We start from the raw sequence: 25,207 nt of genomic DNA on the forward strand, positions 1-25,207 counted from the left end.
GTGTTGATGGGCTAATGCCTCATAAAACTAGCAATATCATGATCGGGGAAACGCATGCGAATCGTAAATGGTGACAGGAGAAAAGCAAACGATCTTGATGGAGACACCTACCTAGTTTGATCCATGATGTAGGAGAGAGGCAATCATGGAGGTGATTTCTTCATTGGCACAAATAACATAGCGATTTTTCAAGTTATCTATTTGAGCTGCAACTTGGCATATCAACCGCTTCACTTTTTCGCTGAAACAACGGCTTGATTTCGACTGTCGAATGACTGAGAACAATCACACATGTTGAATTTTCGTTTACCCATTTATGCCCCTTGTCAAAAAACCGCTCTCACACAATAAAGGACGTCAGTTATCCTTTGTAAGCAAAAAACCATCCCGCACTGAGCGGACGGGCTCTTGCATGCGGGACGGTTGCTCCTTATTGATTAATGTGTTTTACATTTTTCATAAAGCCCTTGCTCTTTTAACACGGCAATTAATGTTTCGCCGATCACAGCAGGAGTATCCGCTACTTTAATGCCGCATTCATTCATTTTCTTAATTTTTTCTGCTGCTGTCCCTTTGCCGCCGGAAATGATCGCACCAGCATGGCCCATACGTTTTCCAGGAGGCGCTGTTTGACCGCCAATGAAGCCGACTACCGGCTTTTTCATGTTCGCTTTGACCCACTCAGCCGCTTCTTCTTCTGCTGTACCGCCGATTTCACCAATCATAATGACTGCATATGTTTCTTCATCTTCATTAAATGCTTTTAAAACATCGATAAAGTTTGTACCGTTGACAGGGTCGCCACCGATACCAACTGCTGTAGATTGCCCAATTCCTGCTTGCGTCAACTGATGTACCGCTTCGTATGTCAATGTGCCAGAGCGAGATACGATACCGACATGGCCCTTTTTATGGATGTAGCCAGGCATAATGCCGATTTTGCATTCTTCTGGTGTGATCACGCCAGGGCAGTTCGGTCCGATCAAACGCGTTTTCTTTCCTTCCATGTAGCGTTTCACTTTGACCATATCAAGCACAGGAATGCCTTCTGTAATGCAGACAACAAGGTCTAATTCCGCATCAACTGCTTCCATAATCGCTTCCGCAGCAAATGCAGGCGGAACATAAACAACAGAGGCATTTGCTCCTGTTTTTGCAACCGCTTCAGAAACCGTATTAAATACCGGAACTCCTTCGACTTCTGTACCGCCTTTTCCTGGCGTTACACCGCCAACAATTTTCGTTCCGTATTCAAGCATTTGCTTCGTATGGAATAATCCTTGCGATCCTGTAATCCCTTGAACAATGACTTTTGTATCTTTGTTAACAAAAACGCTCATTCTTCTCCCTCGCCTTCTTAACGTACTAATTCCACGATTTTTTGTGCGCCGTCTGCCATCGATTCAGCAGCTGTAATGTTTAAGCCAGACTCCTCTAAAATTTTCTTCCCTAGTTCAACGTTGGTGCCTTCTAAACGAACAACAAGCGGAAGCTCCAAGCCGACTTGTTTCGTTGCTTCAACAATTCCAGTTGCAATGACATCACATTTCATAATGCCGCCGAAAATGTTAACAAAAATGCCTTTTACTTTCGGGTCAGACAAGATGATTTTGAACGCTTCTGTTACTTTTTCCGTTGTCGCGCCGCCGCCGACATCTAAGAAGTTCGCCGGTTCGCCGCCGTAGTATTTAATGATATCCATTGTTGCCATCGCAAGGCCAGCACCGTTTACCATGCAGCCGATGTTGCCATCAAGCGCAATGTAGTTCAAATCAAATTTAGATGCTTCCACTTCTTTTGGATCTTCTTCGTCCAAGTCGCGGTATTCAAGCACATCTTTATGGCGATAGAGCGCGTTGGAATCAAAATTTAACTTCGCGTCAAGCGCCATGACTTTGCCGTCGCCCGTGACGACAAGCGGGTTGATTTCGGCGATCGAGCAATCTTTTTCCACAAATACTTGGTATAAGCCCATCATAAATTTGACTGCTTGATTGATCAGCTCTTTCGGAATGTTGATGTTAAATGCCAAGCGGCGCGCTTGAAACGCTTGCAAACCTACCGCAGGATCAACATACTCTTTAAAAATTTTCTCCGGTGTTTTTGCGGCTACTTCTTCAATCTCTGTACCGCCTTCTTCAGAGCCCATCAGCACAACGCGAGAAGTTGCACGATCAACAACAAGGCCGATATAATACTCTTTCTTGATATCGCATCCTTCCTCAATTAAAAGGCGCTTGACCTCTTTTCCTTCAGGTCCGGTTTGATGAGTGACAAGCACTTTTCCTAGCAGTTCGCTTGCATATGTACGAACTTCCTCTAAGCTTTTCGCTACTTTTACCCCTCCGGCTTTTCCGCGGCCGCCAGCGTGGATTTGCGCTTTTACGACACAAACAGAGGTTCCTAATTCTTTAGCCGCTTCGACTGCTTCTTCAACAGAGAATGCTACGCGCCCGTTTGGCACGGCAACTCCGTAGCTTCTGAGGATCTCTTTGCCTTGATACTCATGAATATTCATATCCCATCCTCCTATGTATAAAAATAAAAGTACTAGCGCTTTCATTGTATAATGTTACTTTCCATATTGTCTACCATTTCGACACAAAATCAGAAAAATCCTCTCTGACAAAAGGCTGCTTTGCTGTTGAGCAAAGCAGCCTTTAATCATGTGCATCTAATTGGCGATCCATTTGATAGACAAAAGCAAACAGCTCTGCAACGACTTGATATAGCTGTTCAGGAATGGCTTCATTAATCTCTAGTTCGCTTAACAACTCGACAAGCGATGGATCTTTTTGAATCGGAATGCTATGCTCTTTGGCCGTCGCAATTAAATTTTCTGCTACCTTTCCTTTTCCTTTAGCAATAACGGTAGGAGCTGATTGCTCATGAGGACGATACGTCAATGCAACCGCTTGTTTCATTTTTTCTTCTTTCATATTCGATAATCCACCCCTGAATGGCTCATCAAAATACGCGAGAACAGCCAATCATTTTTCTGCTGCTGCTCGGCTGCTGCTACCTTTATTCCTGACAACACATATCCGCATGCCTCTAATCGTTCCTTTAATAACGGCTGCATTCGAGACACCAGCTGCTCGATTTGCGGTGTATGATTCCATAAGGTTACATGAAGAATACTGTTTTGAATGCGAACATCTACTATGGTTTCCTTCAGCTGCTCTAATTGCAAATAAAACAAGATATGACAATAGTGCGGATCAATTTCTCCACTTCTCTTCTTTCTTCCCTGCCAGCGCACGATTACATCCGTTACGTGATCTGCGAAGCGGAGCGGAAACTGCCAAAACAACTGCTGAATCGGTCCTTGTGATTGAGAAAGGAGCTGCTGCCCTGTCAAGCGATGAATCAGCGCTTCAAGCTGTTCCTTTAAAGCAGGGAGCTGTACTTCGTCGTACACGCGCAGCAGAAGCGGTTTTAGCTCGTCAAAATGGACGGGAGAATCAGCTTTCATCCATTTTTTTAATTCCGCTTCATAATTCAGCCCGAGCCATTGCCCGATCTTTTTCATATGGTGAGCAATCACCACAGAAGCCGCTTCATCGTCCAAAGATAACAGCGGCTGGTCCGGTAGCTCCCCTTTTAAATAAGCTTCATAAAAATCCGAAAGCCGAGAAGGTAGCTCTCCATCGTTGAGAGCGGTCATAAAAGCGCGCACCTGCTCGTTTGCTTTGCTTCGATTTGTTTGCCAATCGTGCTGCAGTTGTGCAATCCAATCAGAAAGCTGCTTCTTTGCATCATGCTCCTCAAGAAAGGCAGACGACAGCGGAAGGGAAAATGTCTTGCCGTGAATTTGAATTTGCTTGGCAAACCAACTCCATGAATTTTCTGTTACTTCCTGCGGCCATCCTCCTACTTTTTGTAAAGTTCGATATGCCTCCCGGTCTCCCTGCTGAATCCAATCTTTTAGCAAAAAAAAGAGGGTTTGATCGATGTCGTCCATCCGGCTTGTCATGCGCTGCAGCGTTGTTAATAGCGTACGAATGGCGTCCGGTTTTTGGTCATCTGGCATGGAGGCGAGCAAATCTTGCAGTTTTAGCAGCTGATTTGATAATAAATCGGGCTGTTGAACCGCCTTTATCGCTTGAAAGACGTCTTCGGTGAGCGGAAGCTGGTTTGTGTACATCCATTGAATTGCCCGTAAATTCATTTCTGTCTCTTTTGTTGCTATAAGCCATTTGGTTGCTTGAAGCACCTCTTCTTTCACAACAGGGAGCTGCTTTTGCAACAAAAAACGGAGAAGCGGTTGAGCCTCACGCGGAAGCCCCCAGCTTTTTGTCAAATGTAATACGGCGTGATTGATTCCTGCTTCATCGCCTGCTGTCTCTGATTTTGCAATGAGCTGTAAGCGAACGGTTTCATGTTCAGCTAAGAGCTGAAACCAGTAACGTCCTCCTTCTGATAATGGCGTCTGCATCTCCGCCAGAACCGTTTCCTGTCCAATTTTTACGAGCGCGCGATGCTGATCATTGATTTTTTCCACACTCCCATATATGACCTGGCCGCTGCGAAACGGCAGCGATTTTGCTGATTCCATGCGATGAAATTTTCCCCATCCATCCGTCTGCCGAATCGATGTCATTTTGCTCCTCCCCCTTGCTTGATGTGCCTGTGGGACATCAGTTCTGCTTAAGCGCCTCTTTTACTGGCGCGAAGGAACGTCGATGCTCGTTCATAATTCCGTATGTGCGAATGGCTTGCAAATGCTGCTCCGTTCCATACCCCATATGCTTTTCAAATCCATATTGCGGGTATTTAGCGCCAAGCTCTTTCATGATGCGATCGCGCGTCACTTTGGCCATTACGGAGCCTGCAGCAATTGAAATGCTGGCAGCATCTCCTTTAATGAGGCTTCGCTGCGGAATAGCCAATGGTAGTTCCATTGCATCAATCAGCAAATATTGCGGTTCTGGATCAAGCATCTTGACCGCCTGTATCATCGCTTTTTTCGTTGCCTGATAAATATTCAGCTCATCGATTTCCGCTGCGGAAACAATCCCAATTCCGACAGAAATAGCATGGCGCTGAATATGGACAAACAAGTGTTCGCGCTTTGCTTCTGACAGCTTTTTAGAGTCATTTAATCCCGGCAAATAAAAATCCTTTGGCAAAATAACAGCTGCAGCTACAACCGGACCCGCTAATGGACCGCGCCCCACCTCATCAATGCCAGCGATATACGAAATTCCTTGGCGATAGAGCTGTTGCTCATGCTGTGACATCTTTTCCCAAAGACGACGCTCTTTTTCCGCTGCTTGTTTTCGTTTGTGCCAGCGAGCAATAAGCTTTTGGACGCTAACCCGCTCGTCGTTCATAAATTCCTGAAACAACGGATGCTGGGCGTCGTCAATCGTTTGCAATAGCTGTTCGATCTCTTTTGCTGTACGCTTCATGTCATGATTCGTTCCTTTCTCTTATATCTTTTATATCGGCGCGCTTTCTAAAAAATAAAGCCTGTTTTTGGGGCTTTCAAACTGTTGATTCGCTCTTTCATCCTGCGTAACTTGCTTCGTTCATCCGCGCTGCTCCTTGTTTGACAAGGGGATTCAAAACAGTTCGAGGTAAAGAAGGGGGGGCCTAAAATGATTGTAGACAAAGTCCATTTTGACTTTGTCTACAATCTGACCTCCTGTTTTTCGAACGTTATGGTTTTTCAAAGCTGAGACGTCCTAACTTTTCTGTACGGACATCACGCAGAACAAGCTCTGCTACTTTATCGTAATCGATGGCCCCACCGGCCATTAAACAACCGCGGCGTTTGCCAATTTCATCAAATAGCTCAACGATATCTTCGGGAATTTCTTGAAGAGAATAGCGCTCTTTTAAACGATCTGGATAATGTTGGTTTAAAAAGCGAAGGGCATAAACCGCCACGTCCTGCAAATTTAAAATCGCATCTTTAATCGCTCCTGTGGCAGCGAGCTTTAGCCCTACCTCCTCCTCTTCAAACTTCGGCCACAAAATTCCCGGAGTATCTAACAGCTCCATTTCTTTTCCAACCTTAATCCATTGTTGTGCTTTGGTCACGCCTGGCTTGTCCCCTGTTTTGGCGATATGTTTGCCAGCTAGTCGATTGATGAGGGTTGATTTTCCGACATTGGGAATGCCGACAATGAGCGCGCGCATCGGTCGCGGGTTTTTAATTCCCTTGGCTGCCATTTTAGCAAATTTATCTTTCAGCATATTTTTAGCTGCAGCCACAATTTGTTTGGTTCCTTTTCCGCCTTGAGAGTCTATGGCTAACGCATGCAAGGCTTGCTGTTCAAAATAGGAAATCCACTGTGCAGTAATGGCTTCATCCGCCATATCTGCCTTGTTTAACAAAACGATGCGCGGTTTATTCGCTAAAATCTCATCAATCATCGGATTTCTTGAAGATAAAGGGATTCTCGCATCCACTAATTCAAAAACGATGTCAATTAATTTTAGTTTTTCCTGCACTTCGCGTTTCGCTTTTGCCATATGGCCCGGAAACCACTGGATTGTCATTGCTTCCACCTACTTACTTAATAATACGGGCATCAGAAAGCGGCCAATATACAATATTGGTTTTTCCCACTACCTTTTCCATCGGAATAAAGCCGATGTGACGGCTATCTTTGCTGAAGCGGCGGTTATCGCCCATCACAAACAAATAACCTTTTGGCACGGTTGCTTGCCCTCCTGGAATGTCCTCCAACGTAAACGGCTCTGTTAATGGCCCATCAATCACTTGTTTTTTATATTGGTCTAAGTACGGTTCTTTATAAGGCTTTCCGTTTACATACAATGTATCATCTTTATATTCGATGCGATCACCAGGCAAGCCGATGACCCGCTTAATATAATCTTTCCCCTCTTCAGCATGAAAAACGATAATGTCAAAACGGTGCGGCTCACCAATTTTATAAGACAGCTTATTAACAATCATGCGATCACGATCGTGAAGAGTCGGCATCATGGATTGGCCGTCAACGACAATCGGGGCAAAAATGAAATAGCGAATGCCTCCGGCCAACAACACCGCAATCACGATCGCTTTTAACCATTCCCATGTCTCACTTTTTTGTTTTGCCATTTCTTTCTCCCACCTACGTCTAATTTGATTAGAAAAAAGGAGCTTGAACACCAAGCTCCTTGTTTCATCATTGACATGTCCATGTTGTACGCTTCGACCCGCTGCCGTTCGGTCGGCGAATACAGCGGACCAACTAGCGGATTTCCTTGATGCGTGCAGCTTTACCGCGAAGTTGACGCAAGTAGTAAAGTTTTGCACGACGCACTTTACCGCGGCGAACAACTTCAAGCTTCGCAATTTTTGGCGTATGAACTGGGAACGTGCGCTCTACACCTACACCGTAAGAAACTTTACGAACAGTGAATGTTTCGCTCACGCCAGCACCGCGACGCTTGATCACAACGCCTTCAAACACCTGAATACGCTCACGGTTTCCTTCGACAACCTTTACGTGAACGCGCACTGTGTCACCAGGGCGAAACTCAGGCATGTCTGTACGTAATTGTTCTTTTGTGATTTCTTGAATTAAATGATGCATCATCTTCAACTCCTTCCAACAGATGCTCATACCAATGCTTTTCCATCATTGCAGCGGAACATCGTTCTAAACGACTTAAGCAGGCTTAAGTCACAAAGATTATACTAGCATAAAGGGGTATTGTATGCAATAGTTACCGTTCGTTTTTTTGAAATTCCTCCAACCACTTTTTTTGTTGTTCCGTTAATTCGTATGTTTCAAGCAAATCCGGACGGCGCAAAAAAGTACGGCGCAGTGATTCTTTTTGCCTCCATTCCTCAATTAAGCGGTGATTTCCTGATAACAGGACCTCTGGCACCTTGAAGCCGCGAAAATCGGCGGGGCGTGTATAATGAGGATGCTCTAGCAAACCCGAGCTGTATGAATCGTGTACAGAGGAAGCTTCGTTTCCTAAGACTCCCGGCAACAGGCGGACCACACTGTCGACGATGACCATTGCCCCTAGTTCTCCTCCTGTTAGGACGAAGTCGCCAATCGAAATTTCATCGGTTACTAAATGCTCACGAATCCGTTCGTCATATCCTTCATAATGCCCACAAACGAAAATTAAGTGAGATTCCTTAGCCAGCTCTTCCGCTTTTCGTTGCGTGTACCGTTCGCCTTGCGGACAGAGCAAAATAATGCGCGCGTTTGGCGAATGCTGCGTTAAATGAGCAACGGCATCGAAAATCGGCTGCGGCTTTAATACCATTCCTGCACCGCCTCCATATGGATAATCATCCACCGTCTGGTGCTTGTTATCAGCAAATTCGCGGAAATTCACCACATTAATAGCTACTGCTCGCTTTTCCTGCGCTTTTTTTAAAATCGATTCATTAAACACGCCTGCAAACATATTTGGGAACAATGTTAAAATATCAATTTTCATTATTCAAGCAATCCTTCCATCGGACGAATCGTAATTTTCTTTTCTTCAGGATTGACGCGGATGACGACATCATCAATGTACGGAATCAGCGCATCTTTCTCATGTTTCCGCTTGACTACCCATACATCATTGGCGCCAGGAGTCAATATTTCCTTGACGATGCCAATCGTTTCACCTTCTTCTGTGATCACGGTGCAGCCAATAATTTCATGGAAATAATACTCTCCCTCTCCCAACTGGCCAAGCTGGCTCTCAGGGACTTTCAAAGCCGCTCCCTTAAATTTTTCTACAAGATTGATGTTATCATATCCCTCAAAAGACAATAAATCAAACGATTTATGGACGCGATGGCTTTTCACCTTCACTTCGATCGGTTCCGATGAGTGGTCCATAAAAACGTAGAGAAGGTTGCCAATTTTATAGCGTTCTTCGGCAAAATCCGTTTTGGAAACGACTCGCACCTCGCCGCGAATACCATGTGTATTGACAATTGTCCCTACATGAAACCATTTTGTCATGTTTGATCCTCACCTCTTTTCAACGAATTTCTTTTACAAATCCATCTTCGATCACGATCGTTCGTTTCACGGCCACATCTTCCCAGCGGTCTCCTACGTTCACTTCAATTAACGCTTGCACTTCCCGCTCTTTCAATTCGCTCCCTAACGGAAGAATTTGCAATTGTTCGATTTGGAAATCAAGAAGCTTAATTTTTTCTAATCTCTCATTTAGTTCTTTGATAAAATATTGCTTTAATGCATGAGACGGTTGCTTTGTGCTCTTTTCAAGCCGCTTTTGCTCAAAACGCAGCTGATCACACTCCTGCTGGAGCTGCCGCTTTCTTTTCAGGAATCGATCATATAGCTCTTTTTTGCTTTTATTCGTTAAAATTTGCTTGATTTCGACGGTCTGAATAATTTTCATAGCCCCACCCCTAAAGCGGTAATCAAACAAGGGAGCACTCCTGTCTCTTAGGACAGAGCGCACCAGCTTTGAAAAAGAGGCTTCCTCTCGAGGCGATGAAAGCCTAGGTCATCCAAACATTGATGCTTCCTTATTATATAAAAAAAGGGGAGGATTTGTCCTCACCCTTTATCTTTAATTTGCACGATCACGCGCTTTGGCTGATCGGACGCAGCAGCGTACACGACCGTCCGAATGGCATGAATCGTGCGGCCCTGCTTTCCAATCACCTTTCCGATGTCTTCTTCGTGCACCGATAAAACATAGGTAACCGTATTTTCATGCGAAGACTCCGTTACCACTACATCTTCAGGATAATCGACAAGCGCCCGTACAATCGTCTCAATTAACGCTTTCATCTACGATCACGGCCATTACTTGCCGTATTTTAAATGATGGAATTTCTCTAAAATTCCTTGCTTAGAAAAAAGATTGCGAACTGTGTCAGATGGTTTCGCGCCGTTTTGTAGCCATTTTAACGCCAACTCTTCATTGATTTTTACTTCAGCTGGCTCTGCAACCGGGTTGTATGTGCCGATTGTTTCAATAAAACGGCCGTCGCGCGGTGAGCGAGAGTCCGCTACTACAATACGATAAAAAGGTGATTTTTTCGCACCCATGCGTTTTAAACGAATTTTTACTGCCATTTTTCTAGCACCTCCGTAAATAGTTCACACAAGATAGTATATTAGCAATAATCATCTAGTTTGTAAAGTTTTTTTTCTTAACACATTATCCCCTACATAAAAGGGAATTTAAACCCTTTTTTCTTTCCTTTTGGCATGGTTGTCATCATTTTCATCATTTTTTTCATTTCATCAAACTGCTTAAGCAAGCGGTTAACTTCCTGAACGGATGTACCGCTTCCTTTTGCAATCCGCTTTTTGCGGCTTGCATTAATGATTTCAGGATTGATTTTTTCTTCTTTTGTCATCGAACGAATAATCGCTTCCACGCGGCCAATTTGCTTGTCGTCAATTTGAATATTGTTTAATCCTTTAATTTTATTAGCTCCTGGAAGCATTTTTAAAATTTCGTCAAGCGGCCCCATTTTACGCACTTGACCAAGCTGTTCAAGAAAATCATCGAATGTGAAGGACATTGTGCGCATTTTTTGCTCAAGCTCTTTCGCTTTCTCTTCATCAACAGCGGCCTGGGCTTTTTCAATGAGCGTCAGCACATCGCCCATTCCTAAAATACGCGAAGCCATTCTTTCAGGATGAAACGGTTCCAGCGCATCCATTTTCTCGCCCATCCCGACAAATTTAATCGGCGTGTCTGTTACAGCTTTAATGGACAATGCGGCACCGCCGCGCGTATCGCCATCAAGCTTCGTTAAAATAACCCCTGTTAAGCCGAGCTGTTCATTGAAGCTTTGCGCAACATTCACCGCATCCTGTCCCGTCATCGCATCAACGACTAGAAAAATCTCATCCGGATTTGTCAATTCTTTAATTTGCTTTAATTCATCCATGAGCGTCTCGTCAATGTGAAGCCGGCCGGCTGTGTCGATTAGAACATAGTCATGATGTTCTTCCTTCGCTTTGGCAATTGCCTGTTTGGCGATTTCGACCGGGCTTACTTGATCACCGAGCGCAAATACTGGCATATTCAGCTGCTTACCGAGTGTTTCAAGCTGCTTAATCGCTGCAGGGCGATAAATATCAGCCGCAACTAAAAGCGGCTTGCGGTTGTACTTCTTGCGCAACAGATTTGCAAGCTTGCCCGTTGTTGTCGTCTTTCCGGCTCCCTGTAAGCCAACCATCATAATCACCGTGGGCGGGCGGCTGGCGACCGCAATTTTACTTTGCTCTCCTCCCATTAGCGCGGTTAATTCTTCTTTCACCACTTTAATAACCTGCTGGCCCGGAGTTAAGCTTTTTAAGACTTCCTGTCCAACAGCTCGCTCGCTGACACGCTTGACAAAATCCTTGACAACTTTAAAGTTGACATCCGCTTCTAACAAAGCAAGCCGAACTTCTCGCATCATCTCTTTAACATCGGCTTCTGTTACCTTTCCTTTGCCGCGGATTTTGTTCATGACACTTTGCAGACGGTCGGCTAATCCTTCAAATGCCATCCATTACCGCCTCCTACTCTAATTTCTCTAACGCTTCGATCATCTGAAGCAGCTCTCGGTCATCGGCATACTGCTGCAAGGTCCGCTGCTTTAGCTGCTTAATCAGCTTTTGCCGGTCCTGAAATTTTTGAAACAGCAGCAGTTTTTCCTCGTATTCCTCGAGCATCGCTTCCGTTCGTTTAATGTTATCATAAACCGCTTGACGGCTTACTTCATACTCTTCTGCAATTTCGCCGAGGGAGTAATCATCTAAATAATAAAGTGACATGTAGCTCCGCTGTTTCGGAGTTAACAACGATTGATAAAAATCGTATAGATAATTCATTCTCGTTGTTTTTTCAAGCACGAGACTCCCTCCTCGCTTGTTAAGTAAAATACCTTTACAAATGATTAGTTTAGCGTCTTTTCACAGCGGTGTCAAGTGTTGAGCTTTCAGCTTGTTTCATTTCTTTGCTTGAGTAATAAAACAGGCTCAAAATCGCTTTTTGTAAAAATCCAACAGTCCGTTGTAAAAGTTCGCCGGTCCCAACGATTGTTGTTGTCTAGTATAAACAGAGCTTTGTATTTGCAAAGATAGCGCCTTTCTTGTTTTTGTATATAGGGGCCACTTGACATACTAAGTGTTTGTCGCAGACACTGTGGGTTCCTTCTTGATAAAAAAAGATGTCTCAAAGTCTTGTTGAGACATCCTTTTGCTCTTTTACTCTTCTACCAAGTTGGCAAACAAACCGTATACGTATTGTTCCGGATCAAATTCCTGTAAGTCATCCATCTTTTCGCCAAGGCCGACAAGCTTGACCGGGATGTCCAACTCGTTGCGGATTGCTAAGACAATCCCTCCCTTCGCTGTTCCATCCAATTTCGTCAGCACAATGCCTGTCACGTTTGTTGCTTCTTTAAAAATTTTCGCTTGGCTCATTGCGTTTTGTCCGGTTGTCGCATCTAAAACAAGCAATACTTCATGCGGCGCCCCCGGGATTTCTCGTTCAATGACACGTTTTACTTTTTCAAGCTCTTTCATTAAGTTCACTTTATTTTGCAAGCGTCCTGCTGTATCACACAGCAAAACATTGACTTTGCGCGCTTTAGCTGCTTGAATGGCATCATACATGACAGCGGCTGGATCGGAGCCAGCGGATTGCTTGATTACTTCAACCCCGACTCGTTCTCCCCATACTTCTAGCTGCTCAATCGCCCCAGCGCGGAACGTATCCCCCGCTGCCAGCATGACGGTTTTCCCTTCTGATTTTAACTTATGCGCCAATTTGCCAATCGTCGTCGTTTTTCCGACACCGTTGACGCCGACAAACAAAATGACCGTTAAGCCATCTGGCTGCATATTCAGTGTGGCCAATTCATCATGGCTCCCGCGATAAATATCGACAAGCTTTTCCGAAATAACAGCTTGCATTTCTTTCGTCTCTTGAATGTTCCGCCGCTTTACCTCCATTTTTAACTCATCAATTAACTCCATGACGGTTGTAACGCCAACATCAGCGGAAATTAAAATTTCCTCTAATTCTTCAAAAAACTCTTCATCCACTTTTCGATAACGGGCAATTAAATCATTGACCCGTCCCGTGAAGGAATCGCGTGTTTTTGAAAGACCTTGTTTAAACTTCTCTGTGACTGCATCTGTTTGTTGGGTAATTTTTTCTTTTAGCTTCTTGAAAAAATTCATCGTTTTAATCACCTTTCCTGCCTTACGATTTCACAAGTTGTTTAGAATCTTCCAAGCGGACAGATACGAGCCTTGACACCCCTGATTCTTGCATCGTGACGCCATAAAGCACGTCCGCCTCCTCCATCGTTCCTTTGCGATGGGTGATAACGATAAATTGGGTTTGACTGCTAAATCGTTTCAAATACAGAGCATAACGATGGACATTGGCTTCGTCAAGAGCGGCTTCCACCTCATCCAGAACGCAAAACGGCACCGGCCGTACTTTTAAGATGGAAAACAATAGCGCAATCGCCGTTAGCGCTCGCTCGCCGCCAGACAATAGGCTTAAATTTTGCAATTTTTTCCCTGGTGGTTGTGCGACGATTTCCACCCCTGTATTTAATAGATCATTCGAATCTGTAAGTTGCAGATCCGCGCGCCCTCCGCCGAACAGCTGCTGGAATACATCACCAAAATGCGAGCGAATCTGTTGGAATGTCGTCAAGAAGCGCTTTTTCATCTCTTGATCCATCTCGTCAATCACTTGATGCAGCGTTTCCTTTGCATGCTGCAAGTCACTTTTTTGTTCTGTTAAAAATTGATAGCGCTCCGATACGCGGTCATACTCATCAATAGCGCCTAAATTTACCGTTCCAAGTTCATCAATCGCCCGCTTAATGAGCTTCACTTTTTTCCGAGCAGCCTCCGCTTCCATTTGCAGTGGATATTTTTCTTTCGCCGCTTCAAACGTAAGCATATATTCTTCACGCAAGCGGCTAAGCAAGTTTTCAAGCTCCACATCAAGACGATTTAATTTGACTTCTTCATCTTTAATAATCTCTGTTAATTGTTTATATTGTCGTTTTTTCTCTTTTAGCTCGCGCTCACTATTTTCGAGCATTTCTTGATATTGAAGTCTTTGTTCACGTCGGCTAGCTATGAGCTCAAGCGTTTCTTGTTTGTCTTGCACTTTTTGTTGACGCAACTGATCCAGCTGCTCCTCTCCAGAAACATTGGAATTCATTTCGTCTGTAAGTGTCAGTAAATCTTCTTTTGCCGCTTGAAGCTGCTTCTCTGTTTCCTCTTGCTCAAGGGTCAGCTGCGCGATCTTCTCCTGAATATGCTTCAACAGCTGCTGCTTTTCAGCAACCGCTACTTTCTGCTCCGTAATCGCAGCTTGCAACGCTTCTTTCGAGCTTTGCTCATCCTGCTTTTGCAGCGTAAGATGCTGCATTTGCTCGTCAATTTCAGCAAGCTTGGCTTCCATTTGGTAGAGCTTTTGTTCCACCGTTGTGATTTTTTCGCGCAGCTGCCTCATTTCCTGCTCGTCATGCGCTTTTTCTTCATCATATAAAGCCAAGCGTTCGCTCGTATTCTTTTCCTGCCACTCTACTTCGCGCCAAGCACTTTTTATTTCCTGCAAAGCAAAGCGTCTTTCCTCTATTTGCTTCCGCAGCTCCACCATTTCTGCCTCGCGCTGGGCCGCTTCCTTTTTTTTCGACTGTACAAATAATTCAAGCTGCTCTGTTTTTGCTTCCATGTCTCGGAACTTATCAGTGATCGTTTCTAGCTCTCGGTTTCTGCTAAGTAAAGAATTTGTTTTCTTAGCTACGCCCCCTCCAGTCATCGCTCCCCCAGGGCTAACAACATCTCCTTCAAGGGTGACAAGACGATAACGATAATGAAGAAGCCGAGCTAGCTCATTCGCTCCCTTTAAATTTGTCGTCACAATCACATTGCCAAGCAGATGGGCCAGTACTGTTTGATAGATGGAATCATAGGAAACCAGTTCGTTTGCTACGCCAACAAAAGCTGGATGATTTTTAACAATGGCCAGCTGTTCAGATGGAAGTTGTTTAGGCTGGAGGACGTTCATCGGCAAAAAAGTCGCTCGTCCATATGAATGCTTTTTTAAATAGTGAATGGCTGCGCGTGCCGCTTCTTCGTCAGCAACCACAATATGCTGCATCGCTCCTCCGAGCGCAATCTCTATCGCCGTTTCATATTTGCTGGATACATGAATAAGCTCGACAACGGCTCCGTGAATTCCTGAAAGCTGTTCACGCGCCTTTAAAATTTCCTTAACTCCTTGAAAAAATCCAGCATAATCATGCTGCATTTCCTCCAGCATTTCTTTTCTTGACTTGGTTTGCTGTAAATATTGATAAGCTTGATAAAGCATTGATTCCTTCTGCTCAATTTCTTGTTTCAGCTCGGCAAGCTGAGCGCTTTTTTGCTGAAGCTGTGTTTCCTGCTCCTTCAGCTTTCGCTCCGTTTGCTGATATTTGCTTTCCAAAGCGATATATTGTTCTTTTATACGATTTCGCTCTGTTAAATGTTTTTCGTTCTCTTTCGTTAGCACACTCTGCTTTTTTTCCAATTTTTCAAGCAAAGCCTGCAAATGAGTGCGCTCATTTTTTAACGAAGCTTGTTCATGAACAAGCTCAATATAATCGCTTTTTAACCTTTCCATTTGCTCTTCAACACTGATATCATAGGAGGCAAAAGCACGCTGCTTTTCCTTCAGCTCCGTTTGAAGCGCATGAAGCTCTTCGCGTATGCGGGTTAGCTGCTCCCTCTCCTTTTCCAAAGTTGAGCATAGCTTTCCGCTTTTTTCAGAAAGGGAGGAGATCGTCTCTTCAAGCTGCTTCTGATACTGTGCCGCATTTTTTTTTCGTTCTTTTAATACTTCCTTTCGCCCTTCAAGCTTTTCCAGTTCTTCACTTACAACAAGCAACACTTGCTGAAGACCGTCAATCGATTCATCAAGTGCGGTCATTTGGTCACGCAACTGCTCCACTGTTGCTTCTTCTTTTTGCAACGCCGCTGATAAGGCCATTTCCTTTTGCTGGTGGTCTGTCAGCTGATCGCGTAAATGATTCCATTGGCGATGCAGCTCTTCAATTTCATGGGCAATCAGCGCCACTTCAAACGTTTCCAGCTCGTTTCGTTTTTCAAGATAGTCCTGGGCAATAGAAGCTTGGATTTTCAACGGTTCCAGCTGGCTTTCTAGCTCATGTAAAATATCATTGACGCGATGTAAATTTTCTTGTGTCTCATTCAGCTTATGCTCCGCTTTCTTCTTACGAATTTTATATTTGAGCACCCCTGCCGCTTCTTCAAAAATCGTCCGTCTTTCCTCCGGTTTGCTGCTTAAAATTTCTTCGATTCGCCCCTGTCCAATAATTGAAAAGGCTTCTTTTCCCAATCCTGAATCCATAAATAGATCAATAATATCTTTTAAACGGCATGGCTGCTGATTAATAAGAAATTCACTTTCTCCTGAGCGATAGACGCGTCTCGTGACACTTACTTCCTGATAATCAAGCGGCAAAAACCCATCTTCATTATCGAGTGTCAAAGTAACCTCAGCAATATTTAGCGGCCTGCGTGAGTCGCTTCCCGCAAAAATAATATCTTCCATTTTCGCACCGCGAAGCGATTTGGCTGACTGTTCGCCTAATACCCAGCGAATGGCATCCGTAATATTGCTCTTTCCGCTGCCATTCGGGCCGACAACAGCCGTCACACCCGGCACAAATTCGATCGAGACCCGATCGGCAAATGATTTAAATCCAACAATATCTAATCGTTTGAGGAACATCCGTACCCCGCCTCGCTATCTTTCATCTAAATCTTCATTATTGTATCATAACTACTTGCTCAAACCTATATAGAACTTTTTCTTCAATTTTGCAAATGCAAAGCAGAAAAAGCTTAAAAACACGAAGCTGCTATCTAAATGGAACGGGCGATGTTTGTATTTCCACTTTCCTATCTAGACTAAAGCATCGCTTGTCTGTATGTCATTAGAGAAGAAAAAGGGCCGACTATTTTCGAATGAGCCAACCCTTTTTTCACAGCACTGTTTTTCTTATTCCTGTTTCGGCGTTTTTAGCTTTTGCAGCGCCATTTGTGCAGCTTTTTGCTCCGCTTCCTTTTTCGATCTTCCAGCACCAACTCCAAGCTCTTCACCATTTAAAGAAACGCGAGAAACAAACTCTTTGTTATGCGCAGGTCCTTTTTCTTGCAAAATGGCATATTCGATAACGCCACTACCATCCCGCTGAACAAGTTCCTGCAGCTGGCTTTTATAATCCATCACATGAGAAAAAGCACCTTCATTGATCTTCGGAAAAATGGTTTGCTCCAAAAACCGAATGACCGCATCAATTCCTTGATCTAAGTAAAGAGCACCGATAAACGCCTCAAATACATCTGCTAGAAGCGATGGCCGCATTCGCCCGCCGGTGATCTCCTCTCCTTTGCCGAGCAAAACAAGCTGGCCGAATGAAAGGTCATTTGCAAATTTTACAAGAGATGGCTCACATACAATCGCTGCACGCAATTTCGTTAATTCACCTTCCGTCATATTTGGAAAATGACGAAAGAGATATTGAGAAACGGTCAGTTCCAGTACAGCATCTCCTAAAAACTCAAGACGCTCATTATCCTCATGCGGTCGTTTGCGATGCTCATTCACATACGATGAATGGGTAAAAGCCTGAATTAGCAGCTTTTCATCCAGAAAAAATATGCCGATTTTCTCCTGCAACTGTTTAAATTTTACTCGTTTTTTTTCGCTCATGCGCTGCTCTTTGTCTTTCTGCTTCGACATAAATAAGGACCTCCGGGACTTCATTCAATCAAAGTATTCGGCAATTCATCAAAAGCATAGAAAGCCCCGTTAGAGCAACGGGACTTTTCTGCATTATATCGTTTACTTACATGCGGCTTTTTATGTAGTTCACAGCATCTCCTACTGTGACAATTTTTTCTGCTTCCTCATCGGAAATTTCCATATCAAACTCGTCTTCTAGCTCCATGACAAGTTCAACCACATCTAATGAATCAGCACCTAAATCATCTTTGAAAGAAGCTTCAAGTGTTACTTGAGACTCCTCCACGCCTAAGCGGTCAACGATGATTTTCGTTACGCGCTCTAATACATCTGCCACGACAATTCACCTCCTCTCATGATTATAGTAAATTTATCGGCAAAATACTAGCGGATAATCCAGATTCGTTACATGACCATTCCGCCATCGACATGAATCGTCTGTCCGGTAATATAGCTCGCTGCATCCGATGCCAAAAATGCGACCATATTGGCAATGTCCTCTGGATTGCCGAAACGGGCAAGTGGAATTTGCTTTAACATTTCTGTCCGAATCTCTTCATTCAAACGATCTGTCATATCCGTCGCAATAAATCCCGGAGCAATAGCGTTTACCGTGATGCTACGGCTTGCCAATTCCTTAGCGGCTGTCTTCGTTAAGCCGATCACACCTGCCTTAGCAGCTACGTAATTGGCTTGCCCTGGATTCCCCATTACACCAACCACTGAAGCGATATTAATAATGCGGCCGTAACGCTGCTTGAGCATTGGACGTGTAACCGCCTTTGTACAGTTAAACACGCCTTTTAAGTTAATATTGATGACATCATCCCACTCTTCTTCTTTCATGCGCATGAGCAAATTGTCACGGGTAATTCCGGCGTTATTGACTAAAATATCCACGCGGCCATAGCGATCGATCACCTCTTTCACCATTTGCTCAACCGCTTCTGTATTCGACACATCCGCTTGAATTGCCAGTGCTTCGCCGCCAAGACGGTAAATCTCATCCACTACTTCCTTTGCTTTCGCTTCGCTTCCGGCATAATTGACAGCTACCTTCGCTCCTTGACGGGCAAATTCTAAAGCAATCGCTCTTCCAATTCCGCGCGATGCCCCGGTTATAAGCGCTACTTTTCCTTGCAACATGTTTATTCTCCTTTCAACGCTGCGATTGTCGCTTCAAAAGAAGCCGTATCGTTTATCGCATAAACGCGCACATCGCGATGAATTTTCTTCACAAGACCTGATAATACTTTTCCTGGCCCAATTTCTACAAACGTATCGACACCGAACTCAATCATCGTTCTTACGGACTCCTCCCAACGAACAGGAGAATAAAGCTGCTCAATTAAAAGCGTTTGAATCATTTCTTTTTCTGTCATTGGCTTCGCTGTTACGTTCGCGATGACAGGCACATTCGCATCATGAATTGCTACTTCGTTTAGCACTTTTGCCAATTTTTCAGCCGCTGGCTTCATAAGCGATGAATGAAAAGGACCGCTTACTTCAAGAGGGATAACACGTTTGGCACCTTTTTCTTTCGCAAGCTGTGCTGCTCGCTCTACTCCTTCTTTCGATCCAGAAATAACAATCTGCCCTGGACAATTCAAGTTAGCAAGCTGAACAGGCTGGCCTTCTTCAGTAATCTGCTTCGTAATGGCTGCAAGTTCATTCGCTTCCATCCCAAGAACAGCAGCCATCGTTCCTTCACCGGCAGGTACCGCTTCCTCCATAAACTCTCCTCTTTTTCGGACAGCATACACTGCGTCTGTAAATGACATCGCTCCTGCTGCCACAAGCGCCGTGTACTCTCCTAAACTATGTCCAGCAACGTAGTCAGGCGTTAGACCGGCCTCTTTTACTTTTTCAAACAGCGCAATGCTCGTTGTTAATAAAGCGGGCTGCGCATTATATGTAAGCGTCAATGTTTGCTGCGGTCCTTCAAAAATAATCGTAGAAAGGGAAAGACCCAGACGTTCATCAGCCTGTTGAAAAATGGAGGCTGCTTTTGCATCCGTTTCTGCTAATTCTTTTCCCATCCCTACTGTTTGCGAGCCTTGACCCGGGAAAATCAAAGCTAGTTTTCCCATCTATCATTCCCTCCTTTATGAGTGAATATGTTCCATTTCCTGCTTAATCGTGCCAATCATATCCGTAATCACCATTTCGCGCGTCTGACGAATGGCGTGGAAAATCGCTGTCGCATCAGAGGAACCATGCGCTTTCACGACAGGAGCGTTCAATCCAAACAAAGCAGCACCGCCATACTCAGAATAATCCATCTTGCGCTTCATTTCTAAAAGCTTCGGCTTCAGCACAGCGGCTGCCAGTTTGCTAGAAAAACTGCTCGTCAACCCCTCTTTTAGCATCGAAAATACGGAAAGAGCCGTACCTTCAATCGTTTTTAGCGCGACATTTCCGGTAAAACCATCCGTTACCACCACATCAGCCACTCCTTGAAGCAAATCCCTCGCTTCAACATTTCCGATGAAATTCACATTCGCCTCTTGCAGCAGAAGAAAAGCGCGTTTAGTCAAATCATTTCCTTTTTGGTCTTCCGTTCCTACATTTAATAGACCGATGCGCGGTTTCGCAATTCCCCTTGCCTTTTTAGCGTAAACAGAGCCCATTAGCGCGTATTGCACCAGATGTTCAGGACGTGCATCGACGTTTGCGCCGACATCTAAAAATACAAATCCTTCGCCTCCTAGGGTTGGCAGCGTTGGTGCTAATGCTGGACGCTCAATCCCTTCGATTCTTCCGACAATAAATAGGCCAGCAGCCATCAATGCTCCTGTATTTCCCGCTGAAACGCAGGCATCGGCACGACCTTGTTTCACTTCTTCTGCCATTAATACCAAGGATGATTGTTTTTTTCGTCTGACGGCTCGAACCGGCTCATCCGTTGCTTCAATTACTTCATCGGTATGTACAATGTCAATGCGGTCAGCAGCGGGAAGATAGGAGCGAATTTGCTGTTCGTTGCCAAAGAGAATGATTTCTATGTCCTGAAAATGCTGAACTGCTTTCGCAGCCCCAAGCACAATTTCTTTTGGGGCATGATCTCCCCCCATGGCATCAATCGCTATTCTCATCATCTACTCCATCCTTTTTTGCGATGTTTGATCGATACATTTCAAATTCTCCTGAAAACACAAGCTCTTGTCCAACATAACTATTCACTTCGACCATCGTTCTTCCATTTTCATTGATTCCTTTTACTTTTGCCTTTGCCACGACCCGTTCATTTTCTTTCACTTGACGCGTAAATCGAATATTCGCTTTAGCAGTCAAGGCTAGTTCATCATTAATCACGGCAACCGCCAGCGAATTGGCCTGCGCAAACAAATGGTGTCCGCGCGCAATGCGATTCCGTCTAAACACATGCTCAGCCTTGACATCAAAAATAGAGATCGCACTTTTATCTAGAGCAATATCAATAATTTCGCCGACGACTTCTTCAATCGGCAGTGATTTTACCTTATCGGCAAATGATTTCTCGGCAACATGCTTAATTCGTTCGCGCAATTCAGGGATGGATAGCTCTAGTCGGTCTAAACGAATTGTTTGAATGCTGACAGAAAATTGTTCGGCCAATTCTTCGTCTGTAATAAATGGATTTTTTTCAATCGTTTCTTTCAGCATCCGCTGCCGCTCCCGCTTTGTTTTTCGCATGATGCATACACCGTCCAATTTTATGACTAGGTACTAATAGTAGTATATAATTAAAAAAAACAGATTGCAAGACTAAGTTTGCAATCTGTTTTTTAATCTAGTTTTTCACCGCTTAATGCACCGGATTCTTCTAAATAAAGGCGTAGCCAATGATACGCCTCGTCGTGCCAAAATGCATGAGATTCAATTAATTTAGCCGCATCACTTCGCGCTACTTCAAGTACTCGATAATCATGCACGACATCGCCAAGCTTAAAATCTGGCAGTCCGCTCTGCTTTGTTCCAAAAAAATCACCGGGACCTCGCAGCTGCAAATCTTTTTCTGACAACACAAAGCCGTCATTCGTTTCTGTCATAATCCGCATTCGCTCTTTTCCGGTTTCTGATTTAGGATCGGCTAACAAAATGCAGTACGATTGTTCATTGCCACGGCCTACACGTCCTCTTAGCTGATGAAGCTGCGCCAGACCAAACCGGTCGGCATCGTAAATCAGCATGACCGTCGCGTTTGGAACATTGACTCCGACCTCCACAACCGTTGTCGAAACTAAAATATGCACCTCGTTTTGGCTAAAGGCTTTCATGACTTCATCTTTCTCTTCCGAAGAGAGGCGGCCATGCATGAGGCCGATTCGATATTTTCCCCGATAATAATGGACAAGCATGCTATGGACGTCAATCGCATTTTGCACATCAAGCTTCTCCGATTCCTCAATGAGCGGACAGATGACATAGGCTTGCCTGCCTTTTTGCACTTCTTTCTCTATAAAATCAAGAACGCGCTCAAGCATGTTATGTTTTACCCAATATGTTTCAATTTTTTTGCGTCCCGCGGGCATTTCATCAATAATCGAAACATCCATTTCACCGAAAGCTGTAATCGCCAACGTCCGCGGAATGGGAGTCGCGGTCATAAACAAAACATCCGGAGATTCTCCTTTTTCACGCAAAATCCGGCGTTGCTCTACGCCGAAGCGATGCTGCTCATCGGTAATAACGAGCCCTAGTTTATGAAAATTGACTTCATCCTGAATGAGTGCATGTGTGCCAATGACGATATCAATTTGGCCTGCAGCAAGATTGGTAAGCAGTTCTTTTCTCCTCTTTCCTTTTACCGAGCTTGTCAGCAGCTCAACCGACACCTCAGCAGACGCCAGCAGCTGCTTCAGTGAGTATGCGTGCTGCTCTGCCAAAATTTCGGTTGGCACCATCAGCGCCCCCTGATATCCCGATAAAACGGTGGCATATAAAGCAATCGCAGCGACGACTGTTTTTCCCGAACCTACATCTCCTTGCAACAGTCGATTCATTCGATGCGGGGATCTCATATCTTTCATAATCTCTTGGATGACCCGCTTTTGTGCATGGGTCAATGAGAATGGAAGCTGCTGAATGAATTGCTCCAGCTTTTCCATCGAAAAACGATGGGAAATGCCACTCGAATGTTCACGCTGAATTTTGCGCAAAACATGAATTTTTAATTGAAATAATAAAAATTCTTCGTATACAAGCCGGCGACGTGCTTGCTTCAGCTCTTCATGAGAGCGAGGAAAATGAATGGCTGAAATCGCCGCATGTTTTGAGATCAAGCGATAGGTTTGACGAATAGAAGCGGGTAGCGGATCATGTATCGCTCCCCCATATTGCTCAAGAGCCAGTTTGATAAATCTGCGGATTCCTTTAACCGTCAAGGCTCCTCGCGCAGAATACACCGGTTCTAGCTCACATGCCTCCGATTGCGTTCCTATCTTTATTTCAACAGCGGTAATCGTTTGGCGATGCTGATCCCATTTTCCAATGACAGTGACTGTTTCATTGATGCTGAGCCTGTTTTTCAGATAGGGACGATTAAAGCACACGACGTTAATCAGATAGCGATCAACAAGCAATCGGAATGTCAGACGAGATTTTTTGCGGGAATAATGCATAAGAGAAGGCTCACTATGAACCTTCCCTTGTACGGTTACCTTCTCATCATGCTTGACATCTGCAAGGTCGCGTATTTCATAATCCTCGTAGCGAAACGGAAAATACATCAACAAATCTTCAATCGTCTCAATTCCCATATCCCGCAGCGCTTCGCTTGTTTCTTCTCCAATTCCTTTAATTTGTGTGACTGGTTGTTGCAATTCTTTATTCACGGTGATTGGTAGGAACGCCGAAAATTTTCGCCGCTAGTGCGCGGCCTGTCGGCGTCGCCGCTAACCCCCCTTGTGCAGTTTCTTTGAGTGCCGTTGGCATCGTTTCCCCGATGCGATACATCGCATCAATGACCTCGTCGCAAGGAATGCGGCTTTTAATGCCGGCCAGCGCCATATCCGCTGCTACCATCGCGTTTGCCGCTCCCATGGCATTTCGTTTAACGCAAGGCACCTCGACTAATCCAGCTACTGGATCACATACTAATCCTAACATATTTTTTAACGCAATGGCCATTGCTTCTGCTGCTTGGCTTGGCGTACCGCCCGCCATTTCTACGAGAGCTGCCGCCGCCATTCCTGTTGCGGATCCCACCTCAGCTTGGCAGCCCCCTGCGGCTCCGGAAATCGAAGCGTTGTTGGCGACCACAAAACCAAATGCTCCTGCCGTAAATAAATATTCAATCATTTCTTCACGGGTTGGATGCAGTTTTTCCTTCACTGCAAATAGTGTTCCTGGAACCACCCCTGCCGATCCAGCTGTTGGAGTAGCACAGATGGTTCCCATGGCAGCATTCACTTCATTCGTTGCCACTGCTTTGCTAACAGCATCTAGAATCGTTTCTCCTGACAAAAAACGGCCCTGCTTAATATAATTTTGCAACAGTACGGCATCGCCGCCTGTCAATCCAGAATAGGAAGAAACACCGGCTAGACCTTTCATGACCGCCTGCTCCATTACCTGCAAATTGCGGTCCATTTGGCTGAAAATTTCTTCTCTACTTTTTCCTGTTATTTCAATTTCTTGCCGGATCATAACTTCAGCAATTTTAATGTTCTGACTCTCGGCTAGCTGTACTAATTCTGCAACATTCCGAAACATCTAAGATGCCTCCTTTATATACGAAAACGCTTTCTTTGTTATTCGACAATTTTGGTTACTTGAATAATATGGGGAAGCTGTGAAAGTTCCTCAATTACTGCAGGATCAATCGGCTGGTCGACTTCAATGGTCATTAACGCTTCCTTCCCTTTTTCTTTTCGAGAAACTTCCATATGTCCAATATTAATAGCATATTTCGCCAACACATTTGCCACAGAAGCAATTGTTCCATAACGGTCGTTATGAACAACAAGAATGGCAGGGTGATGGCCTGACAATTTTAGCTCGAATCCGTTCAATTCTGTAATTTCGATTTTTCCGCCGCCAATGGAAATGCCGACAAGCTCTAGTTCCCCTTGTTCATCACCGATTCGAACTCTAGCCGTATTCGGATGAGTTGGGACGGCATCTTCCTCATAAAACACAATTTCCATTCCTTCTTGTCTTGCGATGTCAAGCGATGATTTAATTCGCTCATCAAATGTATCAAAATCTAACAGTCCGCCAACAATGGCTACATCTGTCCCATGGCCTTTGTATGTTTGCGCAAATGAGCCATAGAATGAAATATGGGCCCACTTTGGCTGTCTTCCGAATAAGCTTCGTGCTACTCTTCCGATTCTTGCCGCTCCTGCCGTATGAGAGCTTGACGGCCCAATCATAATTGGCCCAATAATATCAAATACGCTTTTATACTTCATGCTGCCTCTCTCCCTTGAATACCCAATAAAATAGAAGGGGATCCCCCCTTCTGTTATTC

Annotated in this window: 26 protein-coding genes; all 26 read right to left on the reverse strand. The window is 44.5% G+C overall.

Annotated features, from left to right (window positions below; all coding sequences use genetic code 11):
- Nucleotides 1–437 precede the first annotated feature (437 nt).
- The 26 genes from sucD to sdaAB all read right to left on the reverse strand — a co-directional run bounded on the left by sucD (nucleotide 438) and on the right by sdaAB (nucleotide 25,148).
- Nucleotides 438–1,340: a succinate--CoA ligase subunit alpha gene (gene sucD / locus GGQ95_RS02140; protein ID WP_044746156.1), complete on the reverse strand. Its 903-nt coding sequence runs from the start codon at nucleotides 1,338–1,340 to the stop codon at nucleotides 438–440.
- A 17-nt stretch (nucleotides 1,341–1,357) separates the two neighbouring features.
- On the reverse strand, nucleotides 1,358–2,518 hold the full coding sequence (gene sucC / locus GGQ95_RS02145; RefSeq protein WP_044746157.1) for an ADP-forming succinate--CoA ligase subunit beta: 1,161 nt from the start codon (nucleotides 2,516–2,518) through the stop codon (nucleotides 1,358–1,360).
- Nucleotides 2,519–2,660: 142 nt separating this feature from the next.
- Nucleotides 2,661–2,939: an EscU/YscU/HrcU family type III secretion system export apparatus switch protein gene (locus GGQ95_RS02150; protein WP_044746158.1), complete on the reverse strand. Its 279-nt coding sequence runs from the start codon at nucleotides 2,937–2,939 to the stop codon at nucleotides 2,661–2,663.
- A complete protein-coding gene (gene fliK / locus GGQ95_RS02155) occupies nucleotides 2,936–4,603 on the reverse strand; it encodes a flagellar hook-length control protein FliK (protein WP_183186278.1) in 1,668 nt (555 codons plus the stop codon). The genes GGQ95_RS02150 and fliK overlap by 4 nt, the downstream gene beginning before the upstream one ends.
- A 37-nt stretch (nucleotides 4,604–4,640) precedes the next feature.
- A complete protein-coding gene (rnhB, locus tag GGQ95_RS02160; RefSeq protein WP_066147237.1) occupies nucleotides 4,641–5,414 on the reverse strand; it encodes a ribonuclease HII in 774 nt (257 codons plus the stop codon).
- 250 nt (nucleotides 5,415–5,664) lie between these two features.
- Nucleotides 5,665–6,519 carry a ribosome biogenesis GTPase YlqF gene (gene ylqF / locus GGQ95_RS02165; RefSeq protein WP_183186279.1) on the reverse strand — a complete coding sequence of 285 codons (855 nt, stop codon included), beginning with the start codon at nucleotides 6,517–6,519 and terminating at the stop codon, nucleotides 5,665–5,667.
- 4 nt (nucleotides 6,520–6,523) lie between these two features.
- Nucleotides 6,524–7,078 (reverse strand): signal peptidase I, encoded by a 555-nt coding sequence (gene lepB / locus GGQ95_RS02170; protein ID WP_066147233.1) that lies wholly within the window; start codon nucleotides 7,076–7,078, stop codon nucleotides 6,524–6,526.
- A 133-nt stretch (nucleotides 7,079–7,211) separates the two neighbouring features.
- Nucleotides 7,212–7,556, reverse strand: coding sequence for a 50S ribosomal protein L19 (gene rplS, locus GGQ95_RS02175; protein WP_066147231.1), 345 nt, complete (start codon nucleotides 7,554–7,556; stop codon nucleotides 7,212–7,214).
- 133 nt (nucleotides 7,557–7,689) lie between these two features.
- Nucleotides 7,690–8,424 carry a tRNA (guanosine(37)-N1)-methyltransferase TrmD gene (gene trmD / locus GGQ95_RS02180; RefSeq protein WP_066147229.1) on the reverse strand — a complete coding sequence of 245 codons (735 nt, stop codon included), beginning with the start codon at nucleotides 8,422–8,424 and terminating at the stop codon, nucleotides 7,690–7,692.
- Nucleotides 8,424–8,942 carry a ribosome maturation factor RimM gene (gene rimM / locus GGQ95_RS02185; RefSeq protein ID WP_066147227.1) on the reverse strand — a complete coding sequence of 173 codons (519 nt, stop codon included), beginning with the start codon at nucleotides 8,940–8,942 and terminating at the stop codon, nucleotides 8,424–8,426. Before rimM ends, trmD begins: the two co-directional genes overlap by 1 nt.
- Nucleotides 8,943–8,961: 19 nt before the next feature.
- On the reverse strand, nucleotides 8,962–9,348 hold the full coding sequence (locus GGQ95_RS02190) for a YlqD family protein (protein ID WP_066147225.1): 387 nt from the start codon (nucleotides 9,346–9,348) through the stop codon (nucleotides 8,962–8,964).
- 161 nt (nucleotides 9,349–9,509) lie between these two features.
- Nucleotides 9,510–9,746: a KH domain-containing protein gene (locus tag GGQ95_RS02195; RefSeq protein WP_044746167.1), complete on the reverse strand. Its 237-nt coding sequence runs from the start codon at nucleotides 9,744–9,746 to the stop codon at nucleotides 9,510–9,512.
- Nucleotides 9,747–9,761: 15 nt separating this feature from the next.
- Nucleotides 9,762–10,034 carry a 30S ribosomal protein S16 gene (gene rpsP, locus GGQ95_RS02200; RefSeq protein ID WP_044746168.1) on the reverse strand — a complete coding sequence of 91 codons (273 nt, stop codon included), beginning with the start codon at nucleotides 10,032–10,034 and terminating at the stop codon, nucleotides 9,762–9,764.
- A 92-nt stretch (nucleotides 10,035–10,126) separates the two neighbouring features.
- Entirely contained in the window at nucleotides 10,127–11,467 is a 1,341-nt protein-coding gene (gene ffh, locus GGQ95_RS02205) for a signal recognition particle protein (protein WP_044746169.1), read from the reverse strand.
- 13 nt (nucleotides 11,468–11,480) lie between these two features.
- The gene (locus GGQ95_RS02210) at nucleotides 11,481–11,813 is read right to left on the reverse strand and encodes a putative DNA-binding protein (RefSeq protein WP_044746170.1); all 333 of its coding nucleotides are present in this window, start codon (nucleotides 11,811–11,813) and stop codon (nucleotides 11,481–11,483) included.
- Nucleotides 11,814–12,167: 354 nt separating this feature from the next.
- Nucleotides 12,168–13,148: a signal recognition particle-docking protein FtsY gene (gene ftsY / locus GGQ95_RS02215; protein ID WP_080860851.1), complete on the reverse strand. Its 981-nt coding sequence runs from the start codon at nucleotides 13,146–13,148 to the stop codon at nucleotides 12,168–12,170.
- A gap of 22 nt (nucleotides 13,149–13,170) precedes the next feature.
- On the reverse strand, nucleotides 13,171–16,734 hold the full coding sequence (smc, locus tag GGQ95_RS02220; protein ID WP_183186280.1) for a chromosome segregation protein SMC: 3,564 nt from the start codon (nucleotides 16,732–16,734) through the stop codon (nucleotides 13,171–13,173).
- A gap of 270 nt (nucleotides 16,735–17,004) precedes the next feature.
- The gene (gene rnc / locus GGQ95_RS02225; protein ID WP_066147215.1) at nucleotides 17,005–17,748 is read right to left on the reverse strand and encodes a ribonuclease III; all 744 of its coding nucleotides are present in this window, start codon (nucleotides 17,746–17,748) and stop codon (nucleotides 17,005–17,007) included.
- 106 nt (nucleotides 17,749–17,854) lie between these two features.
- On the reverse strand, nucleotides 17,855–18,088 hold the full coding sequence (acpP, locus tag GGQ95_RS02230) for an acyl carrier protein (RefSeq protein WP_027408166.1): 234 nt from the start codon (nucleotides 18,086–18,088) through the stop codon (nucleotides 17,855–17,857).
- Between the two features lie 68 nt (nucleotides 18,089–18,156).
- Nucleotides 18,157–18,897, reverse strand: coding sequence for a 3-oxoacyl-[acyl-carrier-protein] reductase (gene fabG, locus GGQ95_RS02235; protein WP_066147213.1), 741 nt, complete (start codon nucleotides 18,895–18,897; stop codon nucleotides 18,157–18,159).
- A 2-nt stretch (nucleotides 18,898–18,899) separates the two neighbouring features.
- On the reverse strand, nucleotides 18,900–19,841 hold the full coding sequence (gene fabD / locus GGQ95_RS02240) for an ACP S-malonyltransferase (RefSeq protein ID WP_066147211.1): 942 nt from the start codon (nucleotides 19,839–19,841) through the stop codon (nucleotides 18,900–18,902).
- 15 nt (nucleotides 19,842–19,856) lie between these two features.
- Nucleotides 19,857–20,846, reverse strand: a complete 990-nt coding sequence (gene plsX, locus GGQ95_RS02245) for a phosphate acyltransferase PlsX (protein WP_066147720.1) — start codon at nucleotides 20,844–20,846, stop codon at nucleotides 19,857–19,859.
- Complete coding sequence (gene fapR / locus GGQ95_RS02250) at nucleotides 20,830–21,426, reverse strand: transcription factor FapR (RefSeq protein WP_044746177.1); 597 nt, start codon at nucleotides 21,424–21,426, stop codon at nucleotides 20,830–20,832. The genes plsX and fapR overlap by 17 nt, the downstream gene beginning before the upstream one ends.
- Before the next feature lie 92 nt (nucleotides 21,427–21,518).
- A complete protein-coding gene (recG, locus tag GGQ95_RS02255) occupies nucleotides 21,519–23,567 on the reverse strand; it encodes an ATP-dependent DNA helicase RecG (RefSeq protein WP_183186281.1) in 2,049 nt (682 codons plus the stop codon).
- On the reverse strand, nucleotides 23,560–24,447 hold the full coding sequence (gene sdaAA / locus GGQ95_RS02260) for an L-serine ammonia-lyase, iron-sulfur-dependent, subunit alpha (protein ID WP_044746179.1): 888 nt from the start codon (nucleotides 24,445–24,447) through the stop codon (nucleotides 23,560–23,562). The genes recG and sdaAA overlap by 8 nt, the downstream gene beginning before the upstream one ends.
- A gap of 38 nt (nucleotides 24,448–24,485) precedes the next feature.
- Nucleotides 24,486–25,148 carry an L-serine ammonia-lyase, iron-sulfur-dependent subunit beta gene (sdaAB, locus tag GGQ95_RS02265; RefSeq protein WP_044746180.1) on the reverse strand — a complete coding sequence of 221 codons (663 nt, stop codon included), beginning with the start codon at nucleotides 25,146–25,148 and terminating at the stop codon, nucleotides 24,486–24,488.
- Nucleotides 25,149–25,207: the final 59 nt, after the last annotated feature.

The sequence above is a fragment of the Anoxybacteroides rupiense genome (genome assembly GCF_014196195.1).
Classification (GTDB): Bacteria; Bacillota; Bacilli; order Bacillales; family Anoxybacillaceae; genus Anoxybacteroides; species Anoxybacteroides rupiense.